Source organism: Modestobacter sp. DSM 44400, from assembly GCF_900107175.1.
GTDB lineage: Bacteria > Actinomycetota > Actinomycetes > Mycobacteriales > Geodermatophilaceae > Modestobacter.
In genome coordinates this window covers 1-25,049 of sequence record NZ_FNOZ01000051.1, presented here as the reverse complement: position 1 = coordinate 25,049, position 25,049 = coordinate 1, and the positions used below count along the sequence as shown (strand labels likewise).

Here is a 25,049-nt window from a genome sequence, read left to right as displayed (position 1 = left end):
CAACGGCCGGCGCCCGCCCCCGGGGCGACGCACCCGATCGGTCACCGGCGCGCCGCCGGTCAGCTCCGCCATCCCAGCGGTCACGGTCTCCGGGTGCAACCCGCTGGCGCGGGCCACCCGGGCGGTGCCGCCCCGGCCCAGCGAACGTGCCTCGGCCCCCGCCAGCAGCCGACGCTGCCGCTCGTTCAGGTGCGGAAACACGCTGGCGAACTTCTCGGCCAGTGCCTCATCGGACACACCGGTGGTCACCTCACCAAGCTTGACCCCCGAAGCCCAATCCTGGAGTTGATCCCTGCCGGGCCCTAACTACAGATGCCCAACCAGCGGATCGCCGGCGACGAAAACGCGCCGGCGACGGCGGTTCTTGTGCCTTAGACCTCTCCACACGGGTCTGTGTCGATTGTGATCTTGAGGCGCTTCCGGCGGGGTGACGTCAGCGGCGGGTGTCGATTCCCGGCGTAGTTGGCCAGTTCTCATTCGACGCGGCCGGGTCGTGGCCATTTCCCGTCGAGTTGGCCAGCGTATCGTCGCCACGCCTCGTCTGCCCGGACAGGCAGAGGACCGTCGCGCTGCCCGGGCTGTCGGTCGCCATGGCCACGTGCCCCACGAGATCGCGGACCCCGCCAGCCGGCGCAGAGAAGTCCGCGTCCCGCTCCTCGGTGCGCAGCTGCCGCGGCGGGGGCGGCTTGTCCGCCGCTCGTCCGCCACGAGTGCCCGCAGCCGTTCGTCCTCCACGCCGTCGACCGTGCTGGATGCGCGACCGCGGGGCGAGTCACCGGAAGCGGGAATCTGAGGAGGCTCCGAGTGGCTCCCGAGCGGTTGGGGGCGCGGGACGGTGTCGCAGCCTTGACGTGCTCCCACTCACATGTTCTTCTAAGCAGAGAGGTATCTGCTAGACAGAGATTCATCCCTGGCTGGCCGGATGGGTCACGTCGACACAACGAGGAGTCCACATGTACCGACCACGACGGCACCTGACCAGGAAGGCCCCGACCACGGTCGGCGCCCTGGCGGTGCTGATGCTGGCCTCTGCTTGCGGTTCGCAAACCACCAGCGGCGGTAGTGGCGGTGGCGACAGCAGCCCGTACACCTTCGGTGTGGTGACCAGCCAGACGGGTGGCGCGAGCCAGCTCGGCGTGGGAGAGCTGCGCGGTGCCCAGCTGGCGGCGGACTTCGTGAACGGTAAGGGCGGCGTCAACGGTCACAAGATCCAGATCGAGTCGGCCGACGACCAGAGTCAGCCGAACCAAGCGCTTCAGCAGACGCGCAACCTGATCGCGAAAAAGGTCACGGCCCTCGTGGGGCCATCCGTCGTCGCCAACTGCAACGCGATCGCGCCGTTCGTGAAGGACAACGGGCCGGTCGACTACTGCCTCTCTCCCGGTATCGACGCCTCAGGGTTCGTGTGGTCGGCGAGCGCCAAGACTGACGCGCTGGCCGAGGAGACGATGAGCTACTGGAAGAACAAGGGCATCACCCGGGTCGCGATCATCAACACGACCGACGCCAGCGGCACCGACGGCGGGCGCGCGGCGAACGAGGCGGCCCAGAAAGCCGGTGTCACGGTCACCGCACAGGTGACGTACGAGCCGGCCGCCGTGTCCGCAACCGCTCAGCTGCAGCAGGCGATGGCCAGCAACCCGCAGGCGCTGGTCGTCTGGTCCACAGGTACGCCGGTGGGTGTGGCGCTCAAGGGCATCCAGCAGCTGGGCATCGACCTACCGGTCATGACCACCGACGGGAACCTCGCCGGGGCATTCCTCGAGCGGATCGCCGACTACACGCCGAAGACGCTGCTCATTCCGGCCACCCGCGACTTCTGGTGGGAGACCCTGCCGAAGACCGACCCGGCCTACGACCTGGAGCAGCAGTACCACGACGCGTATCAGCAGAAGTACAACGAGGCACCCGACTTCGGGCCCGGTGTGGGTTACGACGCCGTGCTGGTGCTCGCCGAGGCGCTGAAGCACGCCAAGTCGACCAGCGCCGCGGACATCCGGACGGCGATGGAGTCCATCGACGGCTTCCCCGGCGTCGTGGGCACCTATCACATGTCGCCCGATGACCACCGCGGCCTCACGGTGGACGACGTGGCCATGGTGCAGGCCGAGAACGGCAAGTTCACCTACGTCGGAAAGTAGTCATGACTGGACTCGCCCAGACACTCGTCGGAGGTTTGGCAGTCGGGAGCGTCTACGCACTGATCGCGCTCGGCATGTCGCTCATCTACTCGATGAGTCGTGTCATCAACCTCGCCCAGGGTGCGTTCGTCGTCCTGGCGGCGTTGACCGCGGTCAGCCTGAAGAACGCGCTCGGCGTCAACCCGGTGCTGCTGCTGATCATGACGGCGATCATCTTTGCGGTGGTCCTGGCCGTCGTCGACCAGGTCGTCATCCGGCCGGCCACCAAGCGGGCAACCCCGGAGCGGATGCTGTTGATCACGGTCGGCCTGCTGCAGGCAGTGGGCGGCTTCCTGCTCATCGTGTACGGCAACCTCCCGTACACGCTGAAGGCCTTCTCGCAGCCCAGCTCGGTCACCCTGCTCGGCGTCCGGGTCGCCACCCAGGACTTTTGGATCTTCGGCGTCCTGCTGCTGTCGGTCCTGGCGCTGTGGTTCCTTCTGCAGCGCACCGGTCTCGGCCTGACCATGCGGGCGACCGCGCAGGATCCCCGCGCCGCCGCGCTGATGGGGGTCAACGTGGACCGGGTAAGGCTGATGGCCTTCAGCATGGCCGGCGCCATGGCGGCCATGGCGGGGGCGGCGATCGTTCCGCTGACCTTCCTCCAGTACGACACGGTGGTGCCGTATGCGGTCAACGGTTTCATCGCGGCCGTTATCGGCGGATTGGGCAGCGCCACCGGCGCGCTGGCCGGTGGGCTGCTGTTGGGCGTGCTGGAAGGCGTCTTCAGCCGGTACACGCCCGCGTCGACGGCCGAGGTGCTGGCGATCGGCGTGCTGATCGTCGTCCTGCTCGTCCGTCCGGCAGGGCTGCGCGGAAAGGTCGAGGAGGTGCGCCGATGACCCAGCTCGCACCGGGGGCGGACGCCGTCAAGTCGACCGCGGCCCCCGCACAGCGGCAGGGACCGTCGTCGTGGCGGCGGGCGCTCCTGCCGGTCGTCGTGGTGGCGCTGCTGGTGGCTGTCCCCTATCTCACGCCAGGTTATCTGAGCTTCCTCATCGTCATGGGGATCTTCTTCTTCATCGTGCTCGGGCTCGACGTCTTCCTGGGGCAGGCCGGTCAGGTCTCCCTCGGGCAGACTCTCTTCATCGCGCTCGGTGCCTACGGTGCCGGAATCCTGAGCCTGCGCTACTCAGTGCCGACGGTGCTGGCGATGGCCGTCATGGCGGTGGTCTCCGCGGCGCTGGCCTACCTGTTGGGCAGGCTCTTCCTCCGCTTGCGGGGCTACTACCTCTCGCTGGCCACGCTGGGTTTGGCGGTCATCACGGTCAGCCTTGCCAACGGACTCGGGGACATCACCGGCGGCCCCTCCGGGCTGGTCGGCATCCCCAACATCGGCGTCGGCTCGTTCGTCGCAGTGTCCGACACGGCCAACTACTACGTCGTCCTGGTCGTCTGCCTGCTCGGATCGCTGTTCGTCTCCGGACTCCTGCGCTCGCAGACCGGCCGCGCGCTGGCGGCCATCTCCAGCGACCAGCAGGCAGCCGCGATGCTCGGCATCAACCCGGCGCGCTACAAGACCGCCGCCTTCATGGTGGCTGCGGTGTTCGCCTCGGTGGGGGGAAGCCTGTACGGGTTCTACTCGCGATTCGTCTCCCCGGACATGGTCGGCGTGCTGGTGGCGCTCAACCTGGTCGTGATGCTCGCCCTGGGCGGGTCGCGGACGATCGTCGGACCGCTCCTGGGGGTCTTCCTGCTGCAGATCCTTCCCCAGGCGGGGCAATCGGTCGCGGCCTACGAGCCGCTTCTGGCGGGAGTGGTCCTGGTCATCGTCATCACCTACCTGCCCCAGGGTCTGTGGGGCGGCGTTCGGACACTGGTGCAAGGGCGGTTCAGACGATGACGCTTCTGCTGGAGGTGGCAGGGATCTCGCGCCGGTTCGGCGGCCTGCAAGCCCTAACCGACGTCAGCTTCAGCGTGGAAGAGCGGTCGGTCCAGGCCATCATCGGTCCCAACGGGGCCGGTAAGACCACGCTACTGGACATCATCACCGGCTTCACCCGCCCGGACCGGGGAGATGTGACCTTCGAGGGTCACCCGATCACGCACGCCGATCCGTTCCGGTTGCCGAGCATGGGGCTCATGCGGACTTTCCAGTCCGCCCGTCTCGTGCCCCGGCTCACGGCGCGGGAGAACATCATGCTCGGCGGGCACTACCTGACCAGAGCGGGATTTTGGTCGACCGGGCTGAGGTTGCCGTCGGCACGCCGGGAAGAGGCGGCGCTCCGGGTCCGGGCCGACGCGGCGCTGCGATTCCTCGAGCTCTCCCGATTCGCGGACATCCCCGCCTCGGACCTCCCCGCCGGCACCCAGCGCCTCATCGAAGTGGGGCGTGTCCTGGCCGGCAGTCCGCGGCTGACCCTGCTCGACGAGCCCGCCGCGGGGCTCGACGACACCGAGACCAGGGAGCTCGCTGATGTGCTCCGGGCCGTGAAGTCCAGCGGCATCACCATGGTCATCATCGAGCACAACATGGGACTGGTGATGTCGGTCAGCGACCGGGTGCTGGTTCTCGACGCCGGGAACCGGATCGCCGAGGATGTTCCCGAGGCCGTGCAGAAGGACCCGAAGGTCATCAGTGCCTACCTGGGAGAGGTCCCCGCATGACACTCCGCGTGGAGAACCTGACTGCCCGGTACGGCTCGACGACCGTCCTTCGCGACGTGAACCTCGAGGTGCGGGCCGGGCAGGTACTCGCCCTCATCGGTGCCAACGGCGTCGGCAAGTCCACCCTGCTCAACTCGATAGCCGGCCTGCACCGGACCGCCAGCGGCGCCGTCACTCTCGACGGTTCCTCGATCCTCGGGAAACCGGCCCACCGCATTGCCGGATCGGGCCTGGCTCTCGTACCCGAGGGGCGGCACCTCTTCGGCGAGTTGACGGTGCTTGAGAACCTGACGATGGGCATGCACGGCATGGGTTATTCGCGGGCGACGACCCAGGAGCAGACCTCGGCCGTGTTCGCGATGTTCCCCATCCTGGCGGAATTCTCCGCCCGCCGGGCCGGACTGCTCTCGGGTGGTCAGCAGCAGATGCTGGCAATCGGCCGCGCCCTCGTCCGGCGGCCGAAGGTGCTCCTGCTCGACGAGCCGTCGCTGGGATTGGCGCCACTGCTCGTGCAGCAGATCCTCGGCACGGTGCAGACGCTCGCGTCCGACGATGTGGCGGTGATCCTTGCCGAGCAGAACGCCGCCGCCGCCTTGCGCGTGGCCGACCGCGGAGTGATCCTCGACAGCGGCCGGGTCGTGCGGGAGGACCGGGCGGGTGCGCTGCTGGAAGACGAGCTGGTCAGCCAGCACTATCTGGGTGGTGCCAGTGGGGCGGAGGCAACCGGTGCGTTGCTGGCCGAGCTGCCCCCCGAGCTCCGGACGCGATCGCTGCGAAGCGGACGAGAGCGCTGATCCACTCCGGCTCTGTCTGTCCGGTGTGCGGTGCCGGGCAGGCAGTACGGGGACGAGCCGTAGAGAGTCGACCGACAGAACAGGACCGTCATGGAGAACGAGCTCTTCGGCTACGAACCGATCACCGAGCGCCCTCCGCTCGTCTGGCCGGGCGGTGCGCGCGTCGCGTTCTACCTCGGTCTCAACATCGAGCACTACCAGGTGGACAAGCCATCCACGAGCATCTTCGGAGGCACCGCCGCACTTGTGCCGGACGCGCTCAACTACGGGTGGCGCGACTACGGACCCCGGGTCGGCATCTGGCGGCTCATCGAGAGTCTGGATCGGCACGGCATTCCGGCGAGCGCCATCGTCAATTCGGATGTGTTCAGTCGTTATCCCCAGATCGTGCGGGCCGGCCTGGACCGGAACTGGGCCTGGGTGGCGCACGGCCGGGACAACTCCACCTTCCAGGCAGGCATGGGCCGAGAGGAGGAGCGTGCCTACCTGGCGGAGATCGTGGCGACCATGGAGGCCGTCACCGGCCGGTTGCCGCAGGGATGGCTCGGCCCTGCGCTGACCGAGACGTTTCAGACTCCCGCGCTCCTCGCCGAACTCGGGCTGGGCTACACCCTGGACTGGACCAACGACGACCAGCCCTACGAGCTGGCCGTACCCGGCATGCTCAGCGTTCCGTACTCGATCGAGATGAACGACGTCACCCTGTTCGTGAGCAAGAGCTACACCGGACCGGAGTTCCTGCAAGCGGTCCGGGACCAGCTCGACCAGCTCTATGACGACGCCGCTGACAGTGGCCGGGTCATGGCGCTGTGCGTTCATCCCTTCAGCGTCGGCCAGCCGTTCCGGCACACCTACCTGGACCAGGCCCTTGAGTATGTCGCGGGCCATTCCGGGGTGTGGGTGACGACCAGCGATGAGATAGCCGCGGCCTACCGCGAGCAGCGCGGGCTCGGGTCCCCGCCCGAAGGAGGTGCGACCCAGTGACCGACGCCCTGGAGGAGTACGCCAGGTTGCGCCAGGAGTTCCGAGAGAAGGGCTTCGGTCGACGCGTGGGGTTCGGGCAACGGCCGGCGATCCTCGTCGTCGACCTCATCACCGGCTTCACCGACCTGCGCTCACCGCTGGCCGGTGAGCTGGACTCGCAGCTGGCCGCGACCAACGCGCTGCTGGAACCGGCCCGCGCGGCGGACATCCCGGTGATCTTCTCCACGGTCGCCTATGACGCCGAACTGCAGGAGGCGGGCATCTGGATACGCAAGATCCCGGCGAACAGCTGGCTGGTCGAGGGGAGTGAGTGGGTCCAAGTCGACGGCCGGCTCGCGCAGCGCGCCCACGAGACGACCCTGGTCAAGAAGTACGCCTCGTGCTTCTTCGGAACGGACCTGGCGGCCCGGCTGGTCTCCCGGCGGGTCGACACCCTGATCATCACCGGCTGCACGACCAGCGGCTGCGTGCGGGCCACCGCGGTGGACGCCTGCTCCTACGGATTTCACACGATCGTCGTCGAGGACGCCGTCGGGGACCGGGCGGCGCTGCCCCACGCGGCGAGCCTGTTCGACATCGACGCCAAGTACGGGGACGTCGTCGGGCTGACCGACGCGCTGGACTACCTGACGAGCCTTCCGATGACCAGATCGCGCAGTTCCTGACGCGGTTCGTGAAGACGCTCGGCAATCCAGACCCCAGTACTGGAATACGGAGAGCCGCCATGGTCTCGTAGGTGACCCCATCACGTGGCGCGGAGTCTGTTGGGTCACTGTTGGGTCCGGTGTCCAGCACATCGAGGAGGCGCCGTGGCGTACGTGATCGGGATCGACATCGGGGGCACGTTCACCGACGCATTCGTCGCTGACGAATCGGGCACGGTGGCCGGGACGAGGACCCCTCCACACCCCCGAACTTCGCCGAGGGATTCTTGACAGTCGTCGACGAGTTCGCGGCGCGCTGGAGACCGACGTCCGCTCCCTGCTCGGCGACATGCACTACATCGTCACGACACGACCTCGACGCTGAATACGCTCGTCACGGGGACGTCGCGACGGTCGGAGTCCTCACCACGCGGGGGACGCCGACTCCATCGCGATCATGAACCTCGAGGGTCGTTACACCAGCCTGGTCGCCGATCAGGTGCAGGACAATGGTCCGCACAGACAAGCCGGCCCGCTGGTTCCTCCGCAGTTGACCCCGGTGCTGCGGGCGGTGTCCATCGACGTCCTGCCCCGGCTGTCCCTGCAGGTGGTCAGCGCCGGGCGGCAAGTTGGTGACCTGCCCGCCAAACACCTCGCGCAGCTGCCCGATCTCGGGCCGGGATGCCAACGAGGTGCGTGGCCTGGCGGCATGGGATCGCCCGGATGGGATGAGGCGCGCGGCGACGTCAGGACCCCCCGTCTCTCCCTGTCGAACTTCTGCACAGCGGACGACACGTAACCTGGCGTCATGACTGCGGTAGAGAAGTTCCCCGCCGCACCAGAGTACGGAGCGCCGCCGCAGTACCCCATCGAGTCGGTGGACAACGCGCTACGGGTGCTGTTGCTCATGGGAGAGCGACAGAAGCTGCGGTTGACCGACGTGAGCCATTACCTGGGGGTGGCGTCCTCGACGGCCCACCGGCTGCTGGCCATGCTGCAGTTCCGCGGCTTCGTCCGGCAAGACACGGCGACGCGGAGCTATGTGCCCGGACCGATGTTGGAGAACCTCGCGTTCGGGGTGCTGCGCCGTCTGGACGTCCGGAATCGGTCGCGCCCGGTGCTGGAACGGTTGAACGCCGAACTCCAGGAGACCGTGCACCTCGGCCGGCTGGAAGGCGCCGACGTCCACTTCATTGACTCGATCGAGAGCAGCCGGGCCCTGCGCGTGGGCAGCCGGCTCGGCCGGGCGATGGCTGCCCACTGCACCTCCACCGGCAAGGCCCTGCTCGCGACCCTGTCCGAGAGCGAGCTCCTGACGCTCTACCCCGACGAGCAGCTCGTCCAGCTCACCGAGAACTCGATCAGGACCCGCACCGAGCTGCTCATAGCCCTGGAGAAGATTCGTGCCGACGGATACGCCGGTAGCCAGGAGGAGAGCGAGGAGGGGGTCGCCTCACTGGCCGTGGCGCTTCGGAGCAGCCGCGCTCCCCGGCTCGCCCTCAACACCTCCGTGCCGGTCAGCCGGATGACCGCGGCCACCCGCGGAGCCATCCTGGACCGGCTGATGGCGGCGGCCGAGGAGTTGGACTTTCTGCTGTTGTAGGACCGGGGCAGTTCCCCGCCGTGCCGTCCGACCGGGGCGGCACGTGTCTGCTGAAGAGCACCACTCGGTGGCCGAGACCCCCACCGACCTGACCACTGCAGACGCCCGGGAGCTGGTCGCGACTGCCTGCCGGGTGCTGGCGGCTGCTGGCCAGGACGACCTCATCTGGGGGCACGCGTCCTGCCGCGACCCCGGGGGGCACGGCGGTTCAGGAGGCGACCGTCGCCGCCGTCGTGCTCGAGCAGGCGTGCGCGCAGCAACTGCTGACCCACAGCGTTGGCGGGTCGCCCACCTGGTCGCCGGCACAGGAGTCGCTGTGTCAGTCGCCGTCCGTGGCGCCTCGGTGCAGCGCGAAGACGAGCACCTCGCGGCCGTGGAACGTGTCGGTGCGCAGGGCGGACATGCCCAGTCGCTGCGCGACGGAGACCGACGCCTGGTTCTCCGGCGCGATGCACGCGGTCAGGTAGGGGACGTCGAGGTGGGTGAGTCCCCACCGGAGCCAGGCACCACCGGCTTCGGTGGCGAAACCGCAACCCTGCACGTCCGCGCGCAGCACCACCCCACCTCGACCTTGTCGAACTGCGGCCAATAGTGCAGGCCGCCCCGGGAACCTTCCCCTGGCCCGGTCGTGGATCGCCACCCGCCCGTAACCGCGGGTCTCCCACATGGCCTCGGACTCGCGGAGCCGGCGTAGGTGGCCGGCTTCGTCCATCGGCAGCAGGAAGCGGGTCACCTGCGGGTCCGAGGACAGCTCGAGCATGTCCGAGAGGTAGGCAGGGGTCAGCGGCCGCATCACCAGCCGCTCGGTGGTCAGTGCGACCTCGTGCACGGAGTTCTCCTGTAGTTGCCCTGCCGGCGGATGGCGTCTGCCGAGCGTCCCTTCCAGGCGGAGTATCGGCCCGGCACGGGCAGCCGGGCCGGGGTGCGCACCGGCGATGCCCCGCAATTGGGACTGCCGCGACGTCGGTTGACTCGTCCGGTGCGGTGGGTCAGGCCGCGGTGCGGCGAGGTTGGGTGTCTCGCATTCGACCGGTGTGAGTCGTCCGAGTCGGCGGTGCCGGCACCACCGAGTGGCTCATCGACCGGGCCTGACCAAGTCTCTGTCCGCCGGAAATGCTTACTGGACAGCAGAGACTTCAAATGCTTGGGTGCGGTGACCCGCATCACATGGATGCAGCCCGTCACCGGCCGACGGTGGTCGGATCGAGCCCAGGAGACGCCATGGCGTACGTGATCGGAATCGACATCGGAGGCACATTCACCGATGCCTTCGTGGCTGACGAGTCCGGGAAGGTGGCCGGGACGAAGACCCCGTCGACACCGCCGGACTTCTCCGAGGGCTTCTTGACTGTCCTCGACGAGCTAGCAGCCACGCTGGGTGTCGGGACCGGTGCGCTGCTCGCAGACACCCATTACATCGTGCACGGCACCACCTCCACGCTGAACGCGCTGGTGACTGGGGACGTCGCGACCGTGGGTTTCCTCACCACCCGCGGGCACGCCGACTCCATCGCAATCATGAACCTCGAGGGCCGGTATGCCGGGCTGGGCGCTGACCAGGTGCAGGACATGGTGCGCACCGACAAGCCCAAGCCGCTCGTCCCGCCGGAGCTGGTCCGCGAACTCGACGAGCGGATCGACCACAAGGGTGCCGTGATCGTGGAGCTGGACGAGGAGGGCACCCGCATGGCGATCCGCGAGCTGGTGTCCGCCGGTGCACAGGCCATCGCGGTCAGCTTGCTGTGGAGCTTCCGCAACCCCGCGCACGAGCAGCGGGTCGGCGAGCTGGTCGTGGAGGAGGCTCCGGGTGCCTACGTGGCGCTGTCCAGCGACGTGAGCCCGCGGATCCGGGAGTACGCCCGGAGCGCGACCACGATCATGAACACCCAGGTTGGCCCGAGGCTGCGCGACTACCTGCGCCCGTTGGAGGTCGAACTGCGCTCCCGCGGCTTCCAGGGCTCGCTGCTGGTCATGCAGGGCTCCGGTGGCTGCGTGGACTCCAGCGACGCGCCGTCCCGAGCGATCACCACGATCGGCTCGGTGCTCACCGGTGGCGTCGTCGGCTGCACCCGGTTGGCCGCAGAACTCGGCCACCGCAACGTCATCTCCACCGACATGGGAGGGACGACGTTCCTCGCCGGCCTGGTCGTTGACGGTGAGCCGGTGTCGACCACCAGCACCGTGCTGAACCAGTACCAGCTCAACGTGCCGATGGTCGACGTCCGCACCATCGGTGCCGGCGGCGGCGCGATCGCGTGGGTGGACAACGGCGGCAACCTGCACGTCGGTCCGCGCAGTGCCGGCGCCCGGCCCGGTCCCGCCTGCTACGGCGATGGAGGAACCGAGCCCACCGTGACCGACGTCGACCTGCTGCTGGGCATCGTCAACCCGGACAACTTCCTCGGCGGCCGGAAGCAGCTGTCCAAGGAGCTCGCCGCCGAGGCTGTGCGCATGCACATCGCCGAGCCGCTGGGCCTCTCGGTCGACGACGCGTGCGCGGCGATCTACGCCATCCAGAACGCCCAGACCGCCGACCTGGTGCGCAAGGTCGTCGTCACCTCTGGACACGATCCCCGCGACTTCGTGCTCTACGCCTACGGCGGCGCCGGCCCCATGCACTGCGTCAGCTATGCCGCGGACCTGGAGGTCAGCGAGGTCATAGTTCCGCTGGGCCCGACGGCCGCGGTGTTCTCCGCCTACGGCCTGGCCGCCTCGGACATCGTGCTCACCGTCGAGCTCTCCTCGCCCACCAACTTCCCGCCCGAGCCGGCGGAGTTCAACGGCGCGTTTTTTCAGCTGCGTGCGGAGCTGGAGGACCGGCTGGCCGCGCAACGACTGCGCTTCGCCGACGTCGAATACCGCAGCGAGGCCGACCTGCGCTACACGATGCAGCTGGCCGAGGTCGCCACCCCCGTGCCCACCGGCGACCTTGATGCCGCTGGGCTCGACGGCGTCGGAACGGCGTTCGGGCAGCGCTACGAGCAGCTCTACGGTAAGGGATCCGGTTTCGCCGAGGCCGGTCTGCAGCTGATCACTTACCGCACGCAGGCGGTCGGCGTGCTGCCGATCCGGCCCAAGCTCGGTGAGGTCGGCCGGTCCGAGGGCGACGCCCAGCCGACCAGCCGGCGCCGGGTCTTCCTCGACGCGCGACGTGGCTGGCAGGAGGCCGACATTTACGACTACCGGGTACTGGCCGCAGGCCACGAGCTGAAGGGGCCCGCCGTCGTCGAGGCGCCCACCACGACCGTTGCCCTCCCCGAGGGCTCTGTGGGCCGGGTGGACCGGCTCGGCAATCTCGTCATCCGCTACACCCAGGCCTGAGAGGAGCTCCGAAGATGCCCGTCTTTCCCGTTGCCGGTTCCGAGAAGTTCGCCAACCAGCCGGCTTCACGCGAGGAGACCCTCCGCGCCGTCGGAGACTCCGTCCGTCTGCACGACGTCGACCACGCCGTCGTCGACGCGCTCGACCCGCTGACCTACGAGGTCGTCCGGCACCGTCTCACCTCGATCACCGAGGAGATGGGCGAGGCCCTCAAGCGGATGTCCGGGTCGGTCGTCGTGACCGATTGCAACGACTTTGACGCCGCGATCATGGACGAGGTGGGTGACGTCGTGCAGGTTGGGCTGTACAACACCGAACTCGCCGCGTCTCTGGACATGGCCGCCAATTGGACGTTGCGCAACCGCAGCCGAGGTCGAGGCATCAACCCCGGGGACATGTTCCTGTGCAACGACCCGTGGGTCGGAGGCGGGCTGCACCAGAACGACACCAGCCTTTTCGCCCCGCTGTTCGTCGACGGCGAGCTGTTCTGCTGGACCGGCGCGGTCGCCCACCAGGTCGACCTGGGCGGAGCCTCGCCCGGCAGCTGGTCGGTCGGGGCCACCGACGTCTTCTGGGAGTCGCTGCCGACCCCGCCGGTCAAGATTGTCGAGGCCGGGGAGATCCGCGAGGACATCGAGGACGTCTGGCTGCGCCGCTCCCGGGTCCCCAAGCTGGTAGCCCTGGACCTGCGGGCCAAGATCGGCGCCAACAACGTCGCGCACGAGCGGCTCCGCGCACTGTGCGAGAAGTACGGCGCCGGCGTCGTCAAGGCCGTCATGCGTCGCACCATGGACGACGCCGAGTCCCGACTGCGCGCGAAGCTACGCGAGCTGCCCGACGGCTCTTGGACCTCGGTGGCTCACCAGGACTCCGCCCGTGCGGGTGACCGCGGGATCTACAAGATCGTGCTGAAACTGACCAAGGACGGTGACAAGCTGGTCTTCGACTTCACCGGCACCGACCCGCAGGTCGACGGACTGATCAACTGCACCTTCGCCGGGCTTCGCGGCGGGATCATGCCGGTGCTGCTGACGATGCTCTGCGGCGACTTGCCGTGGGCGCCGGGCGGCATCTACCGGTGCATCGAGATCATCAGTGAGCCTGGGACCATCAACAACTGCACCTTCCCGTCCGGGATCGGCAAGGCCTCGGTGGCCTCGGCCTGGGCGACCACGAACGTCGCCACCGAATGTCTGGCCGGGATGCTGGACACCCATCCCGAGCACCGCAAGCGCCTGATGAGCGTGTGCTGCGGAACCTGGGACTTCGCCCTGCTGGCAGGCGTCGACCAGCGCGGCGGTGGCTTCGTGACGATGCTCTGCGACTCGATGGCCGGCGGGCTGGGGGCGCGGTCGGACTCGGACGGGGTGGACACCGGCGGGCTGGCCTGCATCCCGATGGGCCGGGTCGCCGACGTGGAGATGAACGAGTTCGCCTTTCCCATGCTGTACCTGTGGCGCCGTGAGGAGCCCGACTCCGGGGGCCCCGGGCGGTTCCGTGGCGGCGTGGGTGCCTCCAGCTGCTTCGTCCCGCACGACAGCCCTATCGGAGGGGTTCACCTGGTCGTCTCCGCGCCGGGGAAGGCGCTGCCGCTGGCCAGCGGGTTGTCCGGTGGACTGCCGGCCGGGACCCAGCACGACGTCCTTTTACGCGGCACCGACGTCGCGGCCCAGTTCGCCGCCGGCCGCATCCCCGGGTCGCTCACCGACCTGGCCGGCGACGCAGACCTCCTACCCGCCCACCACGAGACCGACCTCGGGCCCGACGACGTGTACTACACGCACTGGCAGGGCGGCGGCGGTTACGGCGACCCCCTGCTGCGCGCTCCCGCGGCAGTCGCATCCGATCTACGGGCTCACAAGGTCTCCCAGGGCGGTGCCGAGGAGGTCTACGGCGTCGTGTTCGGTGCCGACGGAGTAGTGGACGAGGCAGCGACCACGACCCGGCGAGCGGCCCTGCGGCGCACCCGGGCGGGTCTGGACACCGAGGAGGTCACGGCATGAGCGTGTTCATCGACGAGAACCTGTCCCAGGACGACACGGGATCGGTCGCCTGCCGGCACTGCACCACCGTCTTGGGGGTGGCAGCCCACCCGCTCCGCGATGCGCGGGTCCGGGTGACCGCGCCGCAGACAGCCGGCCCCTCGGTGCGCGCGGAGGCCAGCCATTTCACCGACCGTGAGGTGGTGCTCCGCCAGACGTTCTGCCCGGAGTGTCTGACCCTGCTGCAGTCGGAGATCGTGCCGGCCGACGAGCCTTCCTCGCGTAGCCGCTCGGTGAAGGTGGTGGGTGCGTGAGTGACCTGACGGGCCGGGTCGTCGTTGTCACCGGCGGCGGTCAGGGGCTCGGCCGCGCCTACGCACAGCGGATCGTGGCCGACGGTGGCAGCGTCGTCATCGCGGACCTCAACCAGGAGAAGGGCGCAGCGGTGGCCGCCGAGCTAGGCGGCGACGGCACGACTGCCCGGTTCGTGCGCCTCGACGTGGGCGACCCGGAGTCGGTCACCGCGTTCGCCGAGACCGTCAGCGGCGAGTTCGGGGCGCTGCACGGGCTGGTCAACAACGCCGCCATTTTCTCCACGATCCAGATGCGTCCCTTCTGGGAGATCCCGGTCGAGGAGTGGGACCGGCTGATGGCGGTCAACCTGCGGGGGCCGTGGCTGGTGACCAGGGCGCTTCTGCCGGCTCTGCGGGCGGCCGGCGGGGCCAGCATCGTCAACGTCGGCTCCGACGCCGTCTGGCTGGGCCGCGCGGGCTACCTGCACTACATCGCCAGCAAGGGCGGCGTCGCGGCGATGACCCACTCGATGGCCCACGAACTGGGCGGTGACGAGATCCGGGTCAACTCCATCTCGCCGGGCCCCACTTACACCGAGGTGCCGCGCAGCACCGTCTCACCGGAGCAGAAGGCCGCGATGCAGGCGGCCCAGGCCCTGCACCGGGACGCCGAGCCGGCGGACATGGTGGGCGTCGTCGCGTTTCTGCTCTCCGACGACAGCCGCTGGGTCACCGGCCAGACGCTGAGCGTCAACGGCGGGGTGCTGCACCGCTGAACACCGGATCGGAACGGGTGCAGGCCCGTCCCGAGCGCGTGCCGCCGCTGGGCGGGACCCACGACGACGGAGGACGACATGACCCTGCTCGAAACAGCTCACACCGTGCTCGACCGAGCGTTCGAGGTGCAGCTCGGTGGCCGGCCGATGCCCACCGCGGCCCGGTATGAGATCGAGGACCCGACCATCGGTCGCCGGCTCACCGACGCCCCGGACTGCTCGGCGGAGGAGGTGGACCGCGTCGTCCGGGCGGCGGGCCAGGCACAGCGGGCCTGGGCCCGGCTTCCGGCCAGGACCCGGGCAGGAAAGGTTCGAGAGTTCGCCGAACTGCTGCGGGCGCACACCAACGAATTGGCCACCATCGACGCGCTCGACGCCGGCTTCCCGCTGCCCGTCATGCAGGCCGACGTGGGGGCCGCCGCGACCCTGCTAGACATCATGGCCGACCACGCTCTCAGCCTGGGCGGTTCCACCTTCCCGCTGTCGGGCAACCTGCACTATTCCGTGCAGGAGCCTTACGGGGTGGTCGGGCGGATCGTGCCGTTCAACCACCCTCTGTTCTTCGCCGCCGGCAAGGTCGCGGCCCCGCTGGTGGCCGGCAACGCCGTCGTCCTCAAGGCGCCGGACCAGACCCCGCTGTCCTCCCTGCGGATGGCGGAGCTGGCCGCCGAGGTGTTCGGCCCGAACCTGTGCGCGGTCGTCAGCGGCCGAGGCGCGGTCAGCGGTGCCGCACTGGTCGCGCATCCGCTGATCCGCCGTATCGGGTTCATCGGTGCCGAACCCACCGGCCGGCTGATCCAGCGCCAGGCCGCCGAGCACGGGGTCAAGCATGTCAGTCTGGAGTTGGGTGGCAAGAACGCGCTGATCGTCATGCCCGACGCGGACCTGGCCAAGGCCGCAGACGCCGCCGTCTTCGGGATGAACTTCACCGCCACCGCCGGGCAGTCGTGCGGATCGACCAGTCGGCTGCTGCTGCACGAGTCCATCGCTGACGAGGTGCTGGCGGCGGTGGTCGACCAGGTGCGGGCCATCCGGGTCGGCCACCCACTCGCCGAGGGCACTCAGATGGGGCCGGTCATCGACCGCAAGCAGTACGAGAAGTCCATTGGGGCCATCGAGGCCGCCGTCGCGGCCGGCGCCCCGGTGCTTGTCGGCGGGGGGCGGCCGGACACCGCCGGTGACGAGGGCTGGTACGTCGCGCCCACCGTGCTCGGGCCGATGACCCCAGACAACCCGACCGCCGTCGAGGAGGTCTTCGGCCCGGTGCTGTCGGTGATCACCTTCCGAGACGAGGAAGAGGCGGTGGCCCTCGCCAATCGCAGCGCGTACGGGCTCACCGCCGGCGTGTTCACCTCCAACGTCACCCGCGCCCACCGGATGGCCGCCCAGTTGCAGGCCGGATACGTGTGGGTCAACGGGTCCTCCCGGCACTACTGGGGCCTGCCTTTCGGCGGCATGAAGGCCTCAGGCGTCGGCCGGGAGGAGTCCGTGGACGAACTGTTGTCCTACACCGAGACCAAGGCCGTCACCATCGTCCTGGAATGACCTGAGCGGTTGCAGCAGTCCGCTTGACGTGATCGGCCACGCTTGCTCTACTACACGGAGAACGTCTCTGTTGGGCAGAGGAAAGCCACGCTGAGGAGATTGACCCATGACAGACCAGACCGGCGTGATCGGCGACGTCCGCCGCGGCATGATTCCGGCGCACGTCTACAACGACCGCGAGATCTTCGAGCTCGAGAAGGAGCGGGTCTTCTCCCGAGCGTGGGTGTTCGTCGGGCACGAGTCGGAGATCGCGCAGCCCGGGGACTATGTCGTGCGGCGCGTCTTGGAGGACTCGTTCATCGTCACCCGCGACGAGCAGGGCGAGATCCGGGCGCACTTCAACATGTGCTTGCACCGCGGCATGCAGGTCTGCCGGGCCGAGGTGGGCAACGCCAGCCATTTCCGCTGCCCGTACCACGGCTGGTCCTACCGCAACGACGGCCGCATCGTGGGGCTGCCCTTCCACAAGGACGCCTACGGCGGCGAGGCTGGGTTCAAGCGCAAGGGACAGCGGCTCCTGCCGGCGCCGAACCTGGCCACGTACAACGGGATGATCTTCCTGTCGATGGACCCCGATGCCCCGCCGCTGGAGGAGTTCCTCGGCGACTTCCGGTTCTACCTGGACTACTACACCAAGCAGTCGGCCAGCGGCATCGAGCTGCGCGGCCCGCAGCGCTGGCGGGTCAAGGCCAACTGGAAGATCGGCGCCGAGAACTTCGCCGGGGACATGTACCACACGCCACAGACCCACACTTCAGTCGTGGAGATCGGGCTGTTCCGGGAGCCCAAGGCAGAGAAGCGCAAGGACGGGGCCACCTACTGGGCCGGCGCTGGTGGTGGCACCACCTACAAGCTCCCCGAGGGTGACCTGGACGAGCGGCTGCGCTACGTCGGCTACCCGCAGGAGATGATCGAGCGGATGAAGGAGCAGTGGTCCGACGACCAGCTGCGGGTCATCGGTGACGACGGCTTCATGATCAGCGCCGCGTCGGTCTACCCGAACCTCTCCTTCGTGCACAACTGGCCCCGGGTGGCCGAGAGCGACGACGTGCTGCCGTTCGTCTCCATCCGGCAGTGGCAGCCGATCAGTGAGGACGAGACCGAGGTGCTGTCCTGGTTCGCCGTGGACGCCGAGGCCCCGGAGGAGTTCAAGGCCCTCTCCTATAAGGCCTACCTGATGTGCTTCGGCTCGACCGGCATGTTCGAACAGGACGACGTGGAGAACTGGGTCTCCCTCACCAACACCGCGGCCGGTTCGATGGCCCGCCGGCTGCTGCTCAACAGTCGGATGGGGATCCTCGAGGACGACCGGCCCGTCGTGCCGCCTCTGGGCCCGGACGCCTTCCACGGGCCGGGTGAGGCTCGTACCGGTTATTCGGAGTACAACCAGCGGGCACTGTTGAACCATTGGGCCGACGACCTGGAAAAGCCACCGTCCAAGGCGGCCACCCTGGAGGTCGGTGGGCCGGGCGAGGGCGCACAGGACGCCGCCGGCCGGACCTCGGCGAACGCCGACCAGATCTCCCTGCCCGCAGGCGAGGCGGTGGCGCAGGCGTGAGTACCGACCTGCCGGTGGCCCCGGCGAGCGCGGCAGTCGCCGCGATCACCGCCCCGGAGTCCGTGCCCGCCGGCAACCCGACCGGGACGGTTCCGAGGACGCTGAGCGAGCAGTCCGCACTCGGCGGACACGCCTCCCGGGTTCAACGGGTCGGCCGCAGCCTGCCTTTCGACGACCCACGGCACCTGCAGGCGCACCACTGGCTGGTCGACGAGGCATGGCTGCTCGACGCCCAGGCCTACGAGGACTGGCTGGACCTGATCACCGAGGACGTGCACTACCTGATGCCGGTCCGGGTCACCACGGCACTGGGTGCCGGCTACGACACCGCCCGGGGCATGGCGCACTTCGACGAGGACAAGTACTCGCTCTCCCGGCGGGTCGCCCGGTTCCTCACCGAGCACGCCTGGACCGAGGACCCGCCGTCACGGCTGCGGCACCACCTGTCCAACGTACGGACCTTCCAGGCCGACGCTCCCGACCACCTCGTCGTCGAGTCGGCCACCCTGCTGTTCCGCAACCGTGGTGACGTACGCGAAGGGTCTTTCGTCTCGGCCGGGCGGGAGGACCTGCTGCGTCTGGTCGACGGGCGGTGGAAGCTCGCCCGCCGGGTGATCATGGTCGACGACTCGGTCATGCGGATGCAGAACCTGGCGATCTTCCTGTGACCGCCGCTCCCGAGCCGTTGCGTTGGGAGGGGGAGGACGTCGATGCCGCGGCGGCCCGACGGGCGGCCGCCGAGCGCGACGCTCTGCTCCGGGGAGCCCGTGGTGAGGCCATCACGATCGCCAACGAGTTCGCCGAGGTCCGGGTGCTGCGGGTCGACACCCGCAACGGTTCCCGCTTGCTGATCGAGTCGCCCAAGTCCGGTCAGTGGGTCGCCCTCGATCCGCTGGAGATGGAGGCGCTCACCTGGCAGAACACGGCGACCTTCTCGGCGATGATCGGCAACCCCTTCGGGCCGCTGATCCCCGACTCGACCGCCGGGGTGATCACCGACGGGTCGGTGCGGGAAGGCGGGGGGTCCGAGACGGTCGAGGGCGGCAGCCAGTGAGCGGCGGTTGGCTGGAGGGCCGCAGGGCACTCGTCGTCGGTGCGGGCTCGGGCATCGGCCGGGCCGTGGTGGATGCCTTCCTCGCCGAGGGTGCGCGGGTGGCGGTGCTCGAACGGGACCCCGACAAGAGCCGGGCCTTGGCGGACGAACTGCCCGAGGTGCCCGTGACCGTGGGGGACGCGACCACCCGTGCGGCCAACGACGAGGCGGTCGGATCGGCGGTCTCCACGTTCGGCGGACTCGACGTACTGGTCAACTGCGTGGGCGTCTTCGACTTCTACCGCAGCGTCGTCGACCTGGACGCCGACGTGCTCGACACGGCGTTCAACGAGATGTTCCGCACGAACGTGCTCTCCCACCTTCAGTCGGTCAAGTCGGCGCTGCCCCACCTCCGCAAGTCCGGGCACGGGGTCGTCCTCCTCACCGAGTCGACGTCGTCGTACTACCCCGGCCGCGGTGGGGTGCTCTACCTCTCCTCGAAGTTCGCCGTCCGGGGACTGGTCACCGGGCTCGCTCACGACCTAGCCCCCGAGGTGCGGGTCAACGGGGTTGCGCCGGGCGGGACGCTCGGTACCGACCTGCGCGGCCTGCCGAGCCTCGGCACGGCCGAGCGCAGTCTCGGTGACACCCCCGGTCGCGCCGAGGAACTGGCGTCCCGAATCCCCCTGCAGGTGGCGCTGTCCGGGGAGGACCACGCCTGGAGCTACGTGTTCCTGGCGTCGGACCGCGCCCGTGGCATCACCGGCGGGGTCGTGCACCCCGACGGCGGGGTCGGCGTCAGCGCGGCCCCGAAGAAGCGTTCCTGAGACACCCCATCGAGAGGAGTCCGTCATGCCCCGCTTGGTCGCCGACGTGGAGGCCTGCCAGGGATACGGCAACTGCATCACCGGCGCATCGGACGTCTTCGACATCGACGACGACGGCGTGGTCGTCCTCCTCAAGGAGAAGGTCCCCGAGTCCGACCGGGCGCGAGTCGAGGAGGCTGCACGGAGCTGTCCGGTCAGCGCCCTGAGTGTCGAGGACTGAGATGACCCCTCCGGGAACGGTCGTCGTGGTCGGCTCCTCGGTCGCCGGCGTGCGGTGCGTGCAGGCGCTGCGCTCCGAGGGATTTAGCGGCCGGGTGGTCCTCGTCGGAGAGGAGACCCAGCTGCCCTATGACAAGCCCCCGTTGTCCAAGCAGTTCCTGGCCGGTTTTTGGGACACGGCCAGGGTGGCCCTGCTGACCGCTGAGCGTGCAGCCGAGCTCGACGTGGAACTCCGGTTGGGTTCGGCCGCCGAGCGGTTGGACCTGGCCGGGCGGCAGGTGCACCTGGCCGACGGGTCGACCCTCGCCTGGGATGCCGCCGTGCTGGCCACAGGAGCGGCGGCCCGGCCCTCGCCGTGGCACACCGACTCAGGGGTGCACGTTGTCCGGACGCTTGCCGACGCCCAGGCGCTGCGGGCCGACCTGGACACCGACGCCCCCGTGGTGGTGGTGGGCGGCGGGTTCATCGGCGCTGAGGTGGCGGCGACAGCCCACTCGCTAGGCCGCGACGTCACGGTCGTCGACCCGCTGGCGGCCCCCATCGGACGGGTGGTGGGCGCCGAGGTCGGGCAGTACTTCACCGCCTTGCACCAGCGGCACGGGGTGCAGACTCGCTTCGGCGTCGGCGTCGAATCGGTCTCGGGGAGTTCGGGCGACCTGGTCGTGGTGCTCACCGATGGCACCGAGCTCCCTGCCGGCACGGTCATCGTCGGCATCGGCGCCACGCCCAACGACGGCTGGTTGGCCGACTCCGGGCTCCTGGTGGAGAACGGCGTCACCTGCGATGAGCACTGCCGAGCGGTCGACGCACCGGACGTCTACGCCGTCGGTGACCTCGCCCGATGGCTCCACCCGAGCCACGACGAGCACGTGCGGGTGGAGCACTGGACCAACGCGGTCGACTCTGCGGTAGTGGCGGCGCACAACATCGTGCACCCCGACGATCTGCGCGCCCACGCTCCGGTCGAGTACGTCTGGAGCGACCAGTACGACTGGAAGATCCAGATCGTCGGTCGCCCAGCCACGGCCACACGGCACGAGCTGATCGGCTCGTGGGAGGGCACGTCTGCCCGGGGGGCTGCCGTGTACACCGACGTCAGCGGCCAGTTGCGCGGCGCCGTGACGGTCAACTGGCCCAAGGCGCTGGTGTTGTGTCGCCGGTTGCTGATGGCCGGCACGACGTTCGGCGAGGCGATGACCCAGCTGAACGCGCTGCCCGCGGCGGTGGCCCGATGACCTTCGCCGAGGAGCGGCAGCTGATCGCCGACGCCTGCCGGGTGCTCGCTGCCCGCGGACTCGCCTCGGGGTACCTCGGTCACGTCAGCCTGCGCGTCGACGAGGACCGGCTGCTGGTCCGTTGTCGCGGGCGGCAGGAGCGGGGTCTGGCCTGGACGACCGCCGCCGACGTCCACCTCGTCACGTTCGACGGAGGGCCCGGCGCGGTCGGTGAGCTGGACGGGTGGACACCGCCGAACGAGCTGCCGCTCCACAGCGAGGTGCTGCGTACCCGCGGGGACGTCGATGCCGTGGTCCACGCCCACCCTCCGGCCGTGGTGGCGGCAGATCTCGCCGGACTGCGCATCCGCCCCATCGTCGGCGCCTACGACATGCCCGGGACGAAGCTCGCGGCCGGCGGAGTCCCCGTGTATCCGCGGGGCGTGCTGGTCCGAGACCGAAGGCTGGCCGGTGAGATGGTGACTGCGATGGCCGGGCGACCGGTCGTGCTCCTGCGCGGACATGGTCTTACGAGCGCCGGGACCGGGGTCCAGGAGGCCGTGCTCAACGCGATCGCCGTCGACCAGATCGCGCAGCTCTCCCTCACCGTGGCCGCGGCCGGTGGCACCCTCGTCGACCTCGACGCTGCCGACATGGCTGAGCTGCCCGACCTCGGGGCCGGCTTCAACCACGGCACCGCCTGGCGGCACGAACTGGCTCGCCTCCCGTGACTTTTCTGCAGGGCAGACAATGGACCGTACGCTCGGCCCATGGATGGCGCACAGTTCCCACCCGCACCCGAACACGGTGCTATACCGCAGTACCCCATCGAGTCGGTGGACAACGCGCTTAAGGTGCTCCTGCTTCTCGGCCAGCGGCCTGCGTTGCGACTGACCGACGTGAGCCAGTACCTGGGCGTCGCCTCGTCGACCGCGCACCGGCTGCTGGCGATGCTGCAATACCGTGGCTTCGTCCGGCAAGACGCGATCACCCGCGCATACGTGCCGGGGCGGACGCTGGACGGGTTGGCGTTCGGCCTGTTGCGCCGTCTCGACACCCGCACCCTGGCTCGACCGGTGCTAGAGAAGCTCAACGTGGACCTGCAGGAGACCGTCCACCTGGGCCGTCTCGAGGGCAGCGACGTGCACTTCATCGACTCGATCGAGAGTTCCCGTGCGCTGCGGGTCGGTGGTCGGCTCGGCCGATCGATGCCGGCGCACTGTACGTCGACGGGGAAGGTGCTGCTCGCCGGGCTAAGCGAGCAGGAATTGCTGTCCCTCTACCCGAGCGAGAAGCTTCCCCAGCTCACCGATCACTCGATCGGCTCCCGCACGCGTCTGCTCGAGGTGCTGGCCAGCATCCGTGCCCAGGGGTACGCGACGAGTCACGAGGAGAGCGAAGAAGGGGTCAGCTCACTGGCTGTGGCCGTGCCGGCCCGGCACGCCCCGCGCCTGGCGGTCAGCGCTTCAGCACCAGTGAGCCGGATGAGCGAGGCGACCAGCCACATGGTGCTGACCCGTGTCTTCGCCGCCGTCGAGGAGATCGACCAACTGCTGTTGTGAGGGCCCGCGGTCGCAGGTCCACCCCCGACCGAACGGAGACCCCGATGACCACCTCGAGCACTGACGACGTCGCCACCTCCTGCCGGGTGCTTCGGTGTGGATCGGATACTCACTGTGCCGCGGTCCGTCACCCTGGAGCACATCGCCCTCGGGGCTGACCAGGTGCAGCCGGTGGGCGGTGACCTCGCCAAGGCCCCACTCGGCGGACTTCAACCACACACCCCGGCCGTGCGGGTCCCGGGCCGAGGAGTGGCCCCAGATGAAGTCGTCCTGGCCGGCCGCGGCTTCTCAGGCGCTGATGGACGCCGCCTGGGACACGGGCCGCGACCGCCTGTGGGCCACCGTCCGCGCCTGGAACTCTGCATCCTTACGCGTGGCGAACAAGCTCGGCTCCGTCCACCATCACCGCACCACCGACGCCGACGGGGGCCTCCTCTGGCTCACACATGACCGATAGGCGACCGCCCATTGGCAACGCCACCACTAAGCAAGGGCGCGCCCTCGGCGCGCTCGCATACGCTCCTCACGTCACAGTTGGTCATCGCGGGGGAGACATGGCAGACACGACACAGTTCGACCACGACCGCATCAGCCATCTTCTGGCGGATCGGTTGCTTGAGGTTCCAGCTTTTCAGCGGAGCTACTCGTGGGACACAGGAAATGTATCCGACTTCCTGTCCGACCTGGAGACTGCCCGCAAGAAGAATACTAGCTACTTCTTGGGTACGGTCGTATTCGCCAACGCCACCGACAGTCCGCGTCAGCAGATTGTCGACGGTCAACAGCGACTAGCAACCACCGCGATCCTTTTGGTAGCAATCCGCGACGCCCTTCGTGACTTTAAGAAGGACAAGTCGGCGAAGCACATCGACGAGACTTACCTTCGAGGATATGACCTAGACGCCGAGGAGCTCGTCGAACGAATCGTCCTCAACCCAGACGATCAGCCAGTGTACGACTCGTTGCTAGCGCGAGCTCCTCTCCCAGACGTGGGCGCTTCTCCCATCGCGGAGGCCTATCGGCAGGCCAGCAAGTACCTTCAAGAACTGGCTCCCGTGGAAGCCGAATATAGAAAACTTATCGAGATTACCACTCAGCTGGACGAGGACGTTCAAGTTCTCGTTGCCGTCGCTTCCGACTTGCCTGAAGCGTACGTAATCTTTGAAACCCTGAACGATCGAGGTGCAGACCTAACAACCGCTGATCTGCTTAAGAACTACCTGTTCAGTCAGGCAAAGCAAAACTTCGCGCTTGTTCAGGCGGCCTGGACAAAGGCAGGCGGTGACTTCGACAAAGCGGAAGAGTTCGTCAAGTTCCTCCGCTACGACTACATGTCACGCAATGGGCATGCGACCACCCGAGCTCTGTACAAGGCGCTTCAGCAGGACATTGGCAGCGGCCCCTCTCGGGCGAAACAGTACGTCCAGCAACTGGACGCCGCCCGCGCGACCTACCTGGCCCTCAGGGATGTCGACAGCGCGCTGTGGGAATCACTTGACTTCGACATGCGCGACTCGGTCCTTGCTATGCGGCGCTTCGGACTGGAAAGCAGCTACCCGTTGATCATGGCTGCGTTTGCGACGTGGAAGGACGACAAGAAGAAGGCCGCGAAGCTTTTCAACAAGGTGACCAACTGGTCAATCCGCGCGCTCTTCGCCGGACGCCTGGGCGGTAGTGTGGCAGAGAAAGCGTTCAGTCAGGCGGCCCAGATGGTCAGCAGCGGACAGGCCCAAAATCAGGACGATGTTCGAGATGCCCTCTCGTCACTCATTGTCAGCGACCGGGAGTTTATGGACGACTTTCGCGCGTTCGGCACCGTTCCGCTGACCAGAGCTAAGTATCTGCTTGCCATGCTCGAACGGAGGTTGTCCCGGGTCTCGTGGAAGTTGAGGTGGCGGTCCCCCGCC

25 protein-coding genes and 2 pseudogenes are annotated in these 25,049 nt (G+C 68.6%); 24 read left to right on the top strand and 3 right to left on the bottom strand.

The window, feature by feature from the left end; genetic code table 11:
* Positions 1–249: pseudogene (locus tag BLW04_RS21180) on the bottom strand (ISAzo13 family transposase); the annotation flags it as partial.
* A gap of 770 nt (positions 250–1,019) precedes the next feature.
* Between BLW04_RS21180 and BLW04_RS21175 the strand changes: the two are divergent.
* From BLW04_RS21175 to BLW04_RS21135, 10 genes are all read left to right on the top strand, one after another.
* Positions 1,020–2,141 (top strand): ABC transporter substrate-binding protein, encoded by a 1,122-nt coding sequence (locus BLW04_RS21175; protein WP_254781844.1) that lies wholly within the window; start codon positions 1,020–1,022, stop codon positions 2,139–2,141.
* A 35-nt stretch (positions 2,142–2,176) separates the two neighbouring features.
* On the top strand, positions 2,177–3,022 hold the full coding sequence (locus tag BLW04_RS21170) for a branched-chain amino acid ABC transporter permease (RefSeq protein ID WP_175484189.1): 846 nt from the start codon (positions 2,177–2,179) through the stop codon (positions 3,020–3,022).
* Complete coding sequence (locus tag BLW04_RS21165) at positions 3,019–4,023, top strand: branched-chain amino acid ABC transporter permease (RefSeq protein ID WP_091547112.1); 1,005 nt, start codon at positions 3,019–3,021, stop codon at positions 4,021–4,023. Before BLW04_RS21170 ends, BLW04_RS21165 begins: the two co-directional genes overlap by 4 nt.
* Positions 4,020–4,787 carry an ABC transporter ATP-binding protein gene (locus tag BLW04_RS21160; protein ID WP_091547108.1) on the top strand — a complete coding sequence of 256 codons (768 nt, stop codon included), beginning with the start codon at positions 4,020–4,022 and terminating at the stop codon, positions 4,785–4,787. The genes BLW04_RS21165 and BLW04_RS21160 overlap by 4 nt, the downstream gene beginning before the upstream one ends.
* 56 nt (positions 4,788–4,843) lie before the next feature.
* Positions 4,844–5,581 (top strand): ABC transporter ATP-binding protein, encoded by a 738-nt coding sequence (locus BLW04_RS21155; RefSeq protein WP_217631163.1) that lies wholly within the window; start codon positions 4,844–4,846, stop codon positions 5,579–5,581.
* A 90-nt stretch (positions 5,582–5,671) separates the two neighbouring features.
* Positions 5,672–6,565, top strand: coding sequence for a polysaccharide deacetylase family protein (locus BLW04_RS21150; RefSeq protein WP_091547102.1), 894 nt, complete (start codon positions 5,672–5,674; stop codon positions 6,563–6,565).
* Positions 6,562–7,230: an N-carbamoylsarcosine amidohydrolase gene (locus BLW04_RS21145; protein ID WP_091547095.1), complete on the top strand. Its 669-nt coding sequence runs from the start codon at positions 6,562–6,564 to the stop codon at positions 7,228–7,230. Before BLW04_RS21150 ends, BLW04_RS21145 begins: the two co-directional genes overlap by 4 nt.
* Positions 7,231–7,314: 84 nt before the next feature.
* Positions 7,315–7,500, top strand: coding sequence for a hydantoinase/oxoprolinase N-terminal domain-containing protein (locus BLW04_RS29805; RefSeq protein WP_371327811.1), 186 nt, complete (start codon positions 7,315–7,317; stop codon positions 7,498–7,500).
* 166 nt (positions 7,501–7,666) lie between these two features.
* A complete protein-coding gene (locus BLW04_RS27710; protein ID WP_217631161.1) occupies positions 7,667–8,008 on the top strand; it encodes a hypothetical protein in 342 nt (113 codons plus the stop codon).
* A 9-nt stretch (positions 8,009–8,017) separates the two neighbouring features.
* Positions 8,018–8,812, top strand: a complete 795-nt coding sequence (locus BLW04_RS21135; protein WP_091547089.1) for an IclR family transcriptional regulator — start codon at positions 8,018–8,020, stop codon at positions 8,810–8,812.
* A 319-nt stretch (positions 8,813–9,131) separates the two neighbouring features.
* Here BLW04_RS21135 and BLW04_RS21125 read toward each other — a convergent pair whose 3' ends face one another.
* Entirely contained in the window at positions 9,132–9,641 is a 510-nt protein-coding gene (locus BLW04_RS21125; RefSeq protein ID WP_091547086.1) for a GNAT family N-acetyltransferase, read from the bottom strand.
* A 392-nt stretch (positions 9,642–10,033) separates the two neighbouring features.
* Here BLW04_RS21125 and BLW04_RS21120 point away from each other — a divergent pair, with 392 nt between their 5' ends.
* From BLW04_RS21120 to BLW04_RS21065, 13 genes are all read left to right on the top strand, one after another.
* The gene (locus BLW04_RS21120) at positions 10,034–12,133 is read left to right on the top strand and encodes a hydantoinase/oxoprolinase family protein (protein WP_091547082.1); all 2,100 of its coding nucleotides are present in this window, start codon (positions 10,034–10,036) and stop codon (positions 12,131–12,133) included.
* A gap of 14 nt (positions 12,134–12,147) precedes the next feature.
* Entirely contained in the window at positions 12,148–14,136 is a 1,989-nt protein-coding gene (locus BLW04_RS21115) for a hydantoinase B/oxoprolinase family protein (RefSeq protein WP_217631160.1), read from the top strand.
* Positions 14,133–14,429, top strand: coding sequence for a hypothetical protein (locus BLW04_RS27705; protein ID WP_217631159.1), 297 nt, complete (start codon positions 14,133–14,135; stop codon positions 14,427–14,429). Before BLW04_RS21115 ends, BLW04_RS27705 begins: the two co-directional genes overlap by 4 nt.
* A complete protein-coding gene (locus BLW04_RS21110; protein WP_091547078.1) occupies positions 14,426–15,184 on the top strand; it encodes an SDR family NAD(P)-dependent oxidoreductase in 759 nt (252 codons plus the stop codon). The genes BLW04_RS27705 and BLW04_RS21110 overlap by 4 nt, the downstream gene beginning before the upstream one ends.
* Before the next feature lie 78 nt (positions 15,185–15,262).
* A complete protein-coding gene (locus tag BLW04_RS21105; RefSeq protein ID WP_091547074.1) occupies positions 15,263–16,729 on the top strand; it encodes an aldehyde dehydrogenase family protein in 1,467 nt (488 codons plus the stop codon).
* A 106-nt stretch (positions 16,730–16,835) separates the two neighbouring features.
* Positions 16,836–18,287, top strand: coding sequence for a Rieske 2Fe-2S domain-containing protein (locus tag BLW04_RS21100; RefSeq protein WP_217631158.1), 1,452 nt, complete (start codon positions 16,836–16,838; stop codon positions 18,285–18,287).
* Positions 18,284–18,955 carry a 3-phenylpropionate/cinnamic acid dioxygenase subunit beta gene (locus BLW04_RS21095; RefSeq protein ID WP_254781843.1) on the top strand — a complete coding sequence of 224 codons (672 nt, stop codon included), beginning with the start codon at positions 18,284–18,286 and terminating at the stop codon, positions 18,953–18,955. The genes BLW04_RS21100 and BLW04_RS21095 overlap by 4 nt, the downstream gene beginning before the upstream one ends.
* Positions 18,952–19,341, top strand: a complete 390-nt coding sequence (locus BLW04_RS21090) for a hypothetical protein (protein ID WP_217631157.1) — start codon at positions 18,952–18,954, stop codon at positions 19,339–19,341. The genes BLW04_RS21095 and BLW04_RS21090 overlap by 4 nt, the downstream gene beginning before the upstream one ends.
* Positions 19,338–20,147 (top strand): 3-(cis-5,6-dihydroxycyclohexa-1,3-dien-1-yl)propanoate dehydrogenase, encoded by an 810-nt coding sequence (hcaB, locus tag BLW04_RS21085; protein WP_091547071.1) that lies wholly within the window; start codon positions 19,338–19,340, stop codon positions 20,145–20,147. The genes BLW04_RS21090 and hcaB overlap by 4 nt, the downstream gene beginning before the upstream one ends.
* Positions 20,148–20,172: 25 nt before the next feature.
* Positions 20,173–20,367, top strand: coding sequence for a ferredoxin (locus tag BLW04_RS21080; protein WP_091547066.1), 195 nt, complete (start codon positions 20,173–20,175; stop codon positions 20,365–20,367).
* A gap of 1 nt (position 20,368) precedes the next feature.
* Positions 20,369–21,601: an NAD(P)/FAD-dependent oxidoreductase gene (locus tag BLW04_RS21075; protein WP_091547062.1), complete on the top strand. Its 1,233-nt coding sequence runs from the start codon at positions 20,369–20,371 to the stop codon at positions 21,599–21,601.
* Complete coding sequence (locus BLW04_RS21070; RefSeq protein ID WP_091547058.1) at positions 21,598–22,311, top strand: 3,4-dihydroxyphthalate decarboxylase; 714 nt, start codon at positions 21,598–21,600, stop codon at positions 22,309–22,311. Before BLW04_RS21075 ends, BLW04_RS21070 begins: the two co-directional genes overlap by 4 nt.
* Before the next feature lie 105 nt (positions 22,312–22,416).
* A complete protein-coding gene (locus BLW04_RS21065) occupies positions 22,417–23,142 on the top strand; it encodes an IclR family transcriptional regulator (protein ID WP_217631156.1) in 726 nt (241 codons plus the stop codon).
* Here BLW04_RS21065 and BLW04_RS29355 read toward each other — a convergent pair.
* Positions 23,047–23,409: pseudogene (locus BLW04_RS29355) on the bottom strand (class II aldolase/adducin family protein); the annotation flags it as partial. The gene BLW04_RS21065 and the pseudogene BLW04_RS29355 sit on opposite strands and share 96 nt — an antisense overlap.
* A 287-nt stretch (positions 23,410–23,696) precedes the next feature.
* Here BLW04_RS29355 and BLW04_RS21050 point away from each other — a divergent pair.
* Positions 23,697–25,049, top strand: a 1,353-nt coding sequence (locus BLW04_RS21050; protein WP_091547047.1) for a DUF262 domain-containing protein, incomplete at its 3' end; no start/stop codon positions are given.

Excerpts from the sequence above, each read along its gene's own strand:
- BLW04_RS27705 (WP_217631159.1), top strand. The coding sequence starts at position 14,133 with ATGAGCGTGTTCATCGACGAGAACCTGTCCCAGGACGACACGGGATCG.
- BLW04_RS21160 (WP_091547108.1), top strand. The coding sequence starts at position 4,020 with ATGACGCTTCTGCTGGAGGTGGCAGGGATCTCGCGCCGGTTCGGCGGC.
- BLW04_RS21115 (WP_217631160.1), top strand. The coding sequence starts at position 12,148 with ATGCCCGTCTTTCCCGTTGCCGGTTCCGAGAAGTTCGCCAACCAGCCG.
- BLW04_RS27710 (WP_217631161.1), top strand. The coding sequence starts at position 7,667 with ATGAACCTCGAGGGTCGTTACACCAGCCTGGTCGCCGATCAGGTGCAG.
- BLW04_RS21100 (WP_217631158.1), top strand. The coding sequence starts at position 16,836 with ATGACAGACCAGACCGGCGTGATCGGCGACGTCCGCCGCGGCATGATT.
- BLW04_RS21150 (WP_091547102.1), top strand. The coding sequence starts at position 5,672 with ATGGAGAACGAGCTCTTCGGCTACGAACCGATCACCGAGCGCCCTCCG.
- BLW04_RS21165 (WP_091547112.1), top strand. The coding sequence starts at position 3,019 with ATGACCCAGCTCGCACCGGGGGCGGACGCCGTCAAGTCGACCGCGGCC.
- BLW04_RS21070 (WP_091547058.1), top strand. The coding sequence starts at position 21,598 with ATGACCTTCGCCGAGGAGCGGCAGCTGATCGCCGACGCCTGCCGGGTG.
- BLW04_RS21075 (WP_091547062.1), top strand. The coding sequence starts at position 20,369 with ATGACCCCTCCGGGAACGGTCGTCGTGGTCGGCTCCTCGGTCGCCGGC.
- BLW04_RS21105 (WP_091547074.1), top strand. The coding sequence starts at position 15,263 with ATGACCCTGCTCGAAACAGCTCACACCGTGCTCGACCGAGCGTTCGAG.
- BLW04_RS21080 (WP_091547066.1), top strand. The coding sequence starts at position 20,173 with ATGCCCCGCTTGGTCGCCGACGTGGAGGCCTGCCAGGGATACGGCAAC.
- BLW04_RS21120 (WP_091547082.1), top strand. The coding sequence starts at position 10,034 with ATGGCGTACGTGATCGGAATCGACATCGGAGGCACATTCACCGATGCC.
- BLW04_RS21175 (WP_254781844.1), top strand. The coding sequence starts at position 1,020 with ATGCTGGCCTCTGCTTGCGGTTCGCAAACCACCAGCGGCGGTAGTGGC.
- BLW04_RS21135 (WP_091547089.1), top strand. The coding sequence starts at position 8,018 with ATGACTGCGGTAGAGAAGTTCCCCGCCGCACCAGAGTACGGAGCGCCG.